The sequence below is a fragment of the Halorubrum yunnanense genome (genome assembly GCF_026586675.1).
GTDB lineage: Archaea > Halobacteriota > Halobacteria > Halobacteriales > Haloferacaceae > Halorubrum > Halorubrum yunnanense.
On the sequence record NZ_JAODIX010000073.1, the window covers coordinates 1 to 9,528 of the forward strand.

The 9,528-nt window shown below is 54.5% G+C and carries 7 protein-coding genes and 1 pseudogene; 3 read left to right on the forward strand and 5 right to left on the reverse strand.

Features of this window, described 5'->3' with window-relative positions; genetic code table 11:
* Nucleotides 1-185: 185 nt before the first annotated feature.
* A complete protein-coding gene (locus N5096_RS14815; protein WP_267665578.1) occupies nt 186-1,514 on the reverse strand; it encodes a restriction endonuclease in 1,329 nt (442 codons plus the stop codon).
* Nucleotides 1,515-1,748: 234 nt separating this feature from the next.
* On the opposite strand from N5096_RS14815, the gene N5096_RS14820 reads away from it, so the two are divergent.
* Nucleotides 1,749-4,292, forward strand: coding sequence for a PAS domain S-box protein (locus N5096_RS14820; protein ID WP_267665579.1), 2,544 nt, complete (start codon nt 1,749-1,751; stop codon nt 4,290-4,292).
* A 192-nt stretch (nt 4,293-4,484) separates the two neighbouring features.
* On the opposite strand, the gene N5096_RS14825 is transcribed toward N5096_RS14820, so the two are convergent.
* From N5096_RS14825 to N5096_RS14835, 3 genes are all read right to left on the reverse strand, one after another.
* Nucleotides 4,485-4,823 carry a hypothetical protein gene (locus tag N5096_RS14825; protein ID WP_267665580.1) on the reverse strand — a complete coding sequence of 113 codons (339 nt, stop codon included), beginning with the start codon at nt 4,821-4,823 and terminating at the stop codon, nt 4,485-4,487.
* Between the two features lie 429 nt (nt 4,824-5,252).
* On the reverse strand, nt 5,253-5,921 hold the full coding sequence (locus N5096_RS14830) for a tyrosine-type recombinase/integrase (RefSeq protein ID WP_267665581.1): 669 nt from the start codon (nt 5,919-5,921) through the stop codon (nt 5,253-5,255).
* Nucleotides 5,922-6,147: 226 nt separating this feature from the next.
* A complete protein-coding gene (locus N5096_RS14835) occupies nt 6,148-6,528 on the reverse strand; it encodes a type IV pilin N-terminal domain-containing protein (RefSeq protein ID WP_267665582.1) in 381 nt (126 codons plus the stop codon).
* Nucleotides 6,529-6,770: 242 nt separating this feature from the next.
* Here N5096_RS14835 and N5096_RS14840 point away from each other — a divergent pair, with 242 nt between their 5' ends.
* Entirely contained in the window at nt 6,771-7,538 is a 768-nt protein-coding gene (locus N5096_RS14840; RefSeq protein ID WP_267665583.1) for a hypothetical protein, read from the forward strand.
* Between the two features lie 664 nt (nt 7,539-8,202).
* Complete coding sequence (locus tag N5096_RS14845) at nt 8,203-9,336, forward strand: hypothetical protein (protein WP_267665584.1); 1,134 nt, start codon at nt 8,203-8,205, stop codon at nt 9,334-9,336.
* Nucleotides 9,337-9,426: 90 nt separating this feature from the next.
* Here the strand turns inward: N5096_RS14845 and N5096_RS14850 are convergent.
* Nucleotides 9,427-9,528, reverse strand: a pseudogene (locus N5096_RS14850) (IS5/IS1182 family transposase); the annotation flags it as partial.

A 9,528-nucleotide genomic window follows, 5' to 3' on the forward strand; every position in this document is an offset into this window, starting at 1 on the left:
AGCAGAAACTGCTGACGAGTGGCTCAGATCGTTCGCTTTCGCATGGAATCAGCTTATCTGAACACTACGGTGTGAGATCGGCTGGGATTTCAGCCTCGATCGCTGTCGGCGTACAGCTCGAAACACTCGAAGCGCCGGAGGGTGAGGACAGAGACAAGCGAGGTGCCGTCGCGGAGCCCGGTGATCTACTCCTCTCTTCCCGGTGGTTGGACGATCTCTCCGAGGGATCGGACCAATTGGATCCCGTTCTCGTAGCCAGTCGTCACCCGATACCCTTCTTCATCCTGCTCGACGGCACCTACGCTGGGATGCGCAAGAAGTTGGAGGGCGGATCGAACCTCTTCGGTGGTTGGGATATCGTTCGAGTCCTCCATGCCCACGACGATCCACCGGACGTCCTCCGCTGTCTCCACGGCTCCGTCGGCACGCTCGAGGGCCTGGATGACCGCAAGCAGGATCTCTCCAGCATCGATCCGGTCCTGGATGTACTCATCGAGGAGGTCGAGTCTGTCGTCTTGGAAGGCTCCCGAGCGTGTCAAGAGGGTCAGTATCTCTTCGGGTGGGACGGCATACTCGTTCCGGCGATCGAGGAGCTCGATGAGGTCGTCGACGGCAATGGTTGTCAACTCGGTCGTCTCGGCGTTATCGATCACCTTCGGAGCGAAGCCCGGAGCAACCACGATGGCGTGATCAGCTCCACGCTGGCGTCGGTGTTTGTCCACGTTTGTGACCTCTAGAGAGTTGACTCGCCCGTTCCCTCGGGCCTTCACTTCGACAACGACGTGTTCGGGGGATCGGATCTCCACGTCGGTGTCACCTCCTCCCTCGATCCAGTCGGCGGCACAGCCCAGCCGAGAGAAGGCCTTCGCAACGAGTTTCTCGAACTCCTCGTGGGCGTTCCCATCTGTGCTGGCCGCCTGGAGCTGGTCAGCAAGGTCGGGAGCTGGTTCGTCGTCTTCGTCGTCGACGGGGTGAACACGTTCGCCGGCATCGGTCAGGTCGGCAATGGCAGTCTCGACTGATTCCTCGCCAGAGAGTTGGTTGAGGCGCTTGTCAGCGACCCGGGTGAATCCCTGCGGGCGATAGGTCTCGTCATAGCCAACAAGCTCGTTGAAATCCTCAATGTCGACGTCGACTTCCTCAATATCGGTGAGGAAGGTCATGTACTCCCAGGGGCTTTCCTCGTTCCAGCGACCGTGTTTAACGTTCTCTCTCCAGAGATACTCCGCAAGGTCGGGGTCGTGTCGGAGTTGGAGGACTTGTCCTCTCGCGACGAACGCGCCATCGTGGTAGACGAGCGCGATGTCGTTTCGCTCGACGTTCCGCCACGTCCCATCTACTGAGGTCCCCCAGACGTGGACGAGATCGTCGTCAGATGTCGTCTGAAACAGTTCGAGATCCTCGTCATTGAGGTAGGACTCAATATCCTCAATTGGGTGCCCATCTCGGATGAACTGTTTGTAGTCCTCAAACGCGTCGTCGCGACCAGCGGGGAGGATCACGATTCCGGTCATACCTGAGTGGAAATCACTAGTGGGAAGCAAATAATTGGCTACAACTTCATTGAGTCTGCTGAAATCCTAAGGAGCTGATAAGATTGGTGTGCGAGATACAGAGGATAAAGTCAGCATCAGAGCATTATTTATTTCAAATAGTTAAATATCATTAATTTCTCGGTATCGACAAGGCCAATTTCAGTCCTGATTCTGTTACAGTAGTTTTTTGATGATACTAACACTTTGTATACCATGCCGTTCAGTTCTCACCAAGAGATTCAGATTCTCCACGTCGATGACGACCCCTCCATCACGGACCTGACAGGGACGTTTCTCGAACGCGAGGACGACCGCTTCGTTGTCCAGACAGTGACCAGTGCCGACGAGGGGTTGGAGAATATTAATGACCGCCCGCCTGACTGTGTCGTCTCGGATTACAACATGCCCGGCATGGATGGGATCGAATTCCTGCAGGCTGTCCGAGAGGAGTATCCCGATCTCCCGTTTATTCTCTTCACCGGCAAGGGCAGCGAGACAGTCGCCAGTGACGCCATTGCTGCCGGTGTCACCGACTATCTCCAGAAGGGCAGCGGCACCGAACAGTACGAACTCTTGGTCAACCGGATCCACAACGCCGTTCGGGCCCGCCGCGAGGCCAAGCGGGCCGACAGACAAGAACAATTGATGCGATTGACGGAATTCAACGGTGATACCGGTGGTTTCGAACTGGACACAGAGAGCAATACTGTCGTGCTGACGGCAGGCACCCGGCGAATCATTGGCCGTCATAACCAACACGAAATGTCTCTGGAGGAGGCGCTGAAACTGTTCCATCCAGACGATCGCGAAGACATCCAGCATACACTCGACAAGGTATTGGAGACGCGCGAAGAACTGCACGACACATGGCGACTCCAGCCGGGTGACGGCGAGGAACGTCTCCTCGACATGACAATTACTCCGGTTGTCGAGAATGGGGAGAAAGTAACAAAGCTCCGGGGGGCCGGTCACGATATTACTGAGCGTGAAGAGCACGAACGGACCGCTCGGCAGCAACAGAAGCAATTATCGCTGTTTTTTGAAGAATCACCACTTGGGGCAGTCCAGTGGGATTCTGAATTCCAGTTTGAACGAATGAACGGACGGGCCGAAGAGATTCTCGGCTACAGTGAGGCAGAGTTGTGTGGCGAGTCATGGGAGGGAATTGTCGCCGGTGACGACAGCGGACAGGTGGGTGATACTGTAGAAAAACTCCTTGACGCGGACGGCGGAACCCACGTGATCAACAGGAACGTCCGAAAGGATGGCGAGGTAATCACCTGCGAGTGGCACAACCGTGTCGTCACCGCCGCAGATGGGGACGTCCAGACGATTTTTTCGAAGTTTCAGGATGTTACCGACCGAGAGCGGCGGAAGACTGAATTAGAAGAGTACGAGACGATTATTGAGGCACTCAGTGATGCAGTGTACGTGCTTGACGAAGAGGGGCAGTTCACCTATGTTAACGACGAGTTGGTGGAATTAGTCGGCTACGACCGGGAGACGATTCTCGGGAACACACCATCGCTGATCAAAGACGAAGAGGCCGTAGAACGGGCCGAGCAGGAATTGGGACGGTTACTATCGAGCGATGGCCCGGAAGGGGTAACATTCGAAGTGACGATCCACCCCCGCGAGGGCGACCCAATCGTCTGTGAAGATCACATGGGCGTCCTTCCGTACGATGGCGAGGAGTTCAACGGGTCGGTCGGCACACTCCGGGATGTCACCGAGCAACGAGAACGTGAAGCCGAACTCCGCCAGACCACCAACCAACTACAGGGTGTTATCGATAGCGTTGAGTCTGCGATGTGGATTCGAAACACCGATCACGAGTACGTGTACATGAATCAATATCATCGGGACCTGTTTGACATCGCTGACGATACCGACATCGCCGGAAAACGGGCAGTAGATTTACACTCGGCGGAAGTGGCTGGGAAATTTCAGCAGAACGACCAAAGAGTCTATGAGACGAGAGAACAGGTCGAGGTCGAAGAGGTCATTCAGACCGACGACGGTCGTCAGTACTTTCTCACCCGGATTGTCCCACTGTTTGACAATGGCTCCGTATACGCCACCTGTGGCATCGCCACCAACATTACTGAGCAGAAAGAGTACGAAGAAAAATTGCAACGACAGAACGAGCGTTTGGAAGAGTTCGCCAGCATCGTCAGCCACGATTTGCGGAACCCACTCCGCGTGGCCGAAGGACGGTTGGAACTGATTCGGGACGAGTGTGCGAGTGACCATATCGACGGCGTAGCACAGGCACTTGACCGGATGGACGCACTCATTGAGGACCTGTTGACACTGGCACGAGAAGGCAGCCGAGTTGATGAGATCGAACAGATTGGACTTGCGAACGTAGCTAAGAACAGTTGGCAAACTGTAAAGACGCGACAAGCAACACTCGACGCCGACGCACCACAGGTCATCGAAGCCGACCGGAGTCGGATCCAGCAACTGTTCGAGAATCTCTACCAAAACGCCATAGAACACGGCGGCGACGACGTGACAGTGTCCGTCGGTGCGATAGACGACGGCTTCTACGTGGCAGATACCGGCCCCGGAATCCCCGAGTCTGACCGTGAGGACGTATTCGAGGCAGGATACTCGACGAATGAGGACGGGACTGGGTTCGGCCTGCGGATCGTCGAACAAATTGCCGACGCGCACGGGTGGGAGATTATCGTGACTGAGGGCAAAGGGGGCGGGGCCCGCTTCGAAATTACCGGTGTCGAAAAGGGTGCGTGACCAATACGCGCTCTGTATTCAGCAGAGTGCTGAGAACATATCACCGGTTGAGGATTTCAACAGAGCCTCTCCATCTGAATCCTGAACCAACCGATAGAACGAGCCTGCTAGTAGGGCGGAGGTAAAACGAGTTATTTACGAGCGTATGGATGTCGGTTCAGTCTCATCCCATCGGCAGGTACACCACAAGAATTAGTCGGTATCCGTCTCCTCGAACCACTCCTTTGGGAGTTCGTCTTTATGCTCAGCGATCAGTCGGAGAAGTGGTTCGAATTCTTCCCAGTCGGGGCCTTTGATGATCTCATCCTCGTCTTCATCCCACTCGATGATCCCCATTTTATCGAGCTTCGGAAGATGGCCCATGTAAATATTCAGTTTAGAGTGTGCGTCATCACCCTCCGGGTGGATATTCAATGGATCAGGGTCGTCGTCGTCTTGTGGATTGTGCTCGATAAGCGCAAGCAGCAGTTGCCGGCGATACGGATCCGCAAGGCCTTCAAGCACTTGGTCAAACCGACCCGCATCACTCATATGATGAGTCTTCTGTCTGAAGGCATTAGTACAAGGCATGGTATGTCATGTGTTATATACGACTGTCATCGTTCAGCCGCCCCATTCAGTTGAGAGCGAATCTGGTCCGACGGCGCTGCCGGGGACGCTCCGAGGAATCCAGTCTCAGTATCTCGCACGGCATTCCTAAAAGAGATCGGAGAGGAGTGGGTCGGTTCCGGTCTGTACCTTCCCTGAATTGACCGATCACTCTTTCCCGTAGATCGGTCCCGGTTCGTACCACATTCGCGCTCTGTATCTTGTACGGCTACCAGAACATCTCTCTGAACTGGTAGAAATGTCAACGGCCAATTCGCAGACTCATTCTATCAGCTAATTCACCCTAGCTACGTGAAATAAAGTGGTGAACAGTACATTGTCAGTTGCTCTTTCGACGGACTGTCCAAGAACTTAGATCGTACGGAAGTGGTCGTACTTCCGGAGCGTTGTCTGGAGGCTGGCGTGCCGCAGTCGGTTCCGGACGAAGTAGATATCGAATTGGCCGTCATCGCGGTCCCGATCGCGGAGGAGCCGATAAGCGAGACTGTGCCGGAAGACGTGAGGATGGACGTCGTCTGGATCTCCCCGACCGAACTCACCGCTCTCATCGTACCTGAACGGCTGTATATCGGCCTCATGTGCGAGTCGCTTGACGACGTTCCGGACAGAGCGGGTTGTCATCTGGTCGGACTGCCGTGAGGGGAAGAGGTAGGCACTGTCCTTCCAGCGGTTGTCGAGGTAGGTGTTGAGCGACCGCTGGGTGCCGATCGTGCCGTCGACGTCCAGCTCGAGGTGGTGTGAGCGGGGCCAGTCGTCGCGACCGTTCCCTGACTGTTTCTGGATATTTGTTGGGAGGTACAGCTCGCCGGCGTCGCGGAGGTACATTTCGACGGTGAGCTGGGTCAGCTCCTCGTTACGGAGGCCGGTGTCAGCAAGGAGTGCGATGATCGCTTCGTTTCGGGCTCGGAGATACGTGGCACCGGTGTCGGTGGCGGCGTCTCGCATCGCGTCGACCTGCTCGGGCGTAAGCCAGACTCGGGCCTGCTCGCTCTGAGTTTCCGGATTCGTTGACTCGCTCATCTCTTTAAATAACTCGTGGCGCAGATTGGGCCGCTTGGCCCTTTGAGTTTCCGATTTTCTTAACAAAGTCGGAAACTCAAAACACAGACAGATCGACATCCAGCATCTTCGAAATAAAGACACGTTATCGGAATGAGATCAGATCCACCGACTGAAGTTGTCGTCTCCAACAGACAGGCAGTACTTGGGAGAGGATGCCTGTATATTTGTTCGGTGGTCTGTTACCTCACGGCTTCTCGATCGTCCGGATAACTGTTTCTGTGCCATCCGGGAGGACTCCAATTACTTGGATGTCGTTGCCGTCAAACCCAAGAGATTTGCTTTCTCCTACGTTTGTCAGAGTCTTAGAGCCTGCGGCGGTACCGTTAGTATTCGTGACATTAAGCTCTTGTACGTTTCCTTTATCAACCAGCGTTACCGTAGCGTCAGTGTCAGTTTTATCGACTGAGACGCCAGCATTTGCGTTCTGGCCGAGGCTATCACCGAGTCCAAGCACGAACGTCCCGATCACGGCCGCTAAAATTACAGTTATTGCGACCATGAGTATAACGCCTATAACGGGGCTGACGGCCCGTTCACTGTCCTGAAATGCTGCTTTGAGGTTCATAGTTTTGTTATGTTTCCAACGGGACAAATGCGAAGGTTAACCACACTCGGGCACGCATCAACAGGTGCCTATTGGGGCGTCCTGTGCGCAGCCGAGTCGGGTGGTCCAGCCACCCCGATCTTCGCTTTGTCTGTTGGTATAGATCAAATAACGGGGAGAAGAGGCATAAATACACCGACCCAAATATCTAACATGAAAATACGTCCGCAAGACGTATCTCTCAGGCTGTCAACATGCACCATATGGAACCGACGGCGCGTTCGATCGCGCGGACCTACTCCGATCGCGTCTATCCCGACCCGTGGGAAAAGGTCGAGGACTACCAGCGCGTGCAGGCGTACGCTGCCGAGCACCCGAACGCCGGTCGGACAGCCGTGGGGACCGCGCTTGAACTGCCGGCGGGGCGGGTTCGGCCGTGGCTCAACGGCGGACGGCCCGATCCGGTGCGTGGGATCGAGACGGCGAGCGCGAACAGCTGGCTCGATCCCGAGTGTGACATGGCAGGCGCACTTGTCGAGCTGCTCGCGCACGTCCTCGCGGGCGGGAGCATCAACGAAACGTTCGTCCCCGCAATCTCCATTGGGCGTCGGGTTGATCATGAGGCGATCGAGGCGGCATTCGAGGCGGTCGGGGTTGACACACACTGTCGCCATGTGAACAGCGATGGGCGCGCGACCGAACTGTACCCGGCAACGGACGCCTCGGTACTTGGGCGGTGTCTCGTCGCGATGGGTGCCCCACAGGGCACAAAGACGGCTCTTGATGCCGTCCCAGCGGTCGTCTGGGAGGCCCCCAAACCGATCCGTCGCCAATTCGTTGAGATCTACGTTGCACACCGCGGTTTGTTTTATGAAACGAAGGCGACGACACGGATTCAAGAGGAGCGCCCGAAATCATATATTGTTGATCTACGTAGACTCATCAACGAATGTGTCTCCGGTAATGTCTCACACGGAGAGCGTGGGATTACTATTTCGGCGAACGCGGCTCGTGAACTTGGTTTCGCTTGACTGAAATTTCAGCGAGCTAAGTAGTCGGTAGTTACTCGTCGGGGCTGTCGCACCCATCACGGTAGGTCACGTGGCATGTATCGCCGGCGAGGTGTATGAAATGTCCTACAAGCTCACAGAGCGGTAACCACTAGGATGTCGGTGGTGATCTCTCATGTGGATATACTACCCTGAGGAACGTGAAGATGCTTCTAAGCAAAAATGAAGGACCTCAAACACCGGCTACCCAGTACCAGACTTATATATTTAGCAAACAGTAAATCAGTATGGACTGGTCTCAGACGTTTTTTCTTGTTGTCGGTCTGCCGGCGCTTTCGATAGGAATCCACGAATTAACGCATTTAGGAGTCGCTCGGATTGCTTGCCCACTTTCAGTCGAACGGGCATCATGGGTCCCATTCCGACTTCGCCTTGATTTTGACCGGATGCCATCAAAAGCCACACTTCGAATGATTGCGCTTGCCCCACTGCTTGTTGGGAGTGTAACTGCTGTCATCGCTATTCAAACTGGAATCTGGCAACAACTCAAAACCGCAGATCCATACTATCTTCATCGTCTTGCGGTCGCGTACTGGCTCATATATATTGCTCCAAGCCCTGCAGATCTTCGACTAGCCCTTTGGCCGACGACAAAAAATATAGCGGACGTTCAAACGAGCCCACAATGAGTAACCAGTCAATTGCTTCAGTGACGGATGATGACCGTGCTGTCGCACCTGTAATCGGAGTCGTTATCCTATTCGGGTTTCTCATTCTTTCGCTCTCAGTGTATCAGGTGTCGGTTGTTCCACAGGAGAATGCGGAGGTTGAGTTCCAACACATTGGGGAGGTCCGTAGCGACCTCGTCCAGCTCAGAGCGGGTATTTTGCAAGCTGGGAGTATCGACCAACCACAGTATCAGACGGTTCAGCTGGGCACCTCCTATCCAACCCGCGTATTCGCAATAAATCCCCCTTCACCAGCTGGAACCATACGGACTGTTGAGGCACCGCCTATCACAATCTCGAATGAGAGTGGCACGCCTGAAGGCACAATAACGATTCCAACTCGCTTTATCCAGTATCGGCCGGGCTACAACGAGCTTGATCAGACTCCGACGTGGTACGACGCGTCTGTGCTGTACGTTGACGCGCGCAGTGAGGGGGACGGAATCGCGGTGATCGAAGATCAGGCGCTCGTTGATGGTCGAGATGTGCAAATTACGGCTGTTCAACGAGAGTTCCAACGAAGCGGGACCGGCCGGGTGACGCTTGAACTCCGCCCAGCGCAGAATGTCACTGGTGAGATCCCCACTGGTGATCTCACCGTGACGATCCCGACGCGATTAAATGAAAGCGACTGGGAATCCAAGACTGATCTGACCGATAGTCCTGTCGAAGTCGACGTGACGGATACAGGCGACGATGTTGACATCGACAACTCGAACATCTACAACTTGACGCTCAACACGAATGCTAACAATCTGACTGTAGATACAGTTGGCGTGCAGGAAGACCCCGAAGATCCGACTCAGAACGATAATGCACGTATTGGTCGTGAAAAACCTGGGGCCAATTTGCAGCCCAGTGCACAGTTCAAGATTAACGATGGAAAGAATAAGAACTTCAAAGATCTTGATGCAAGTCCATCCTCGGATCCTGATGGGACACTAGTCTTATACGAGTGGGATACTGACGATGATGGCCTGTATGAGAGGACTGGACAGAGCATCAATGACGTTAAAGTTGGAAATACAGTAACACTTCGTGTTACAGATGATGTAGGTGCAGAAGATACTATTAGCAAAACTATTAACTAATATTCCAATACGCTGGATTATGCAATATATTTTTCTCGTTGTGCTGCGGCGGTGTTCAGATTGCTGTGTTGAATAGATGCTGAGTCACGGTTACAGCGGCTCACACAGTGGTTCTATGTTGGTGATGGCGAACACCGAGACGATTTCACTGAACTGCCGATACCAGCCCAGCGCTCGCACGGCGTCGCCGAG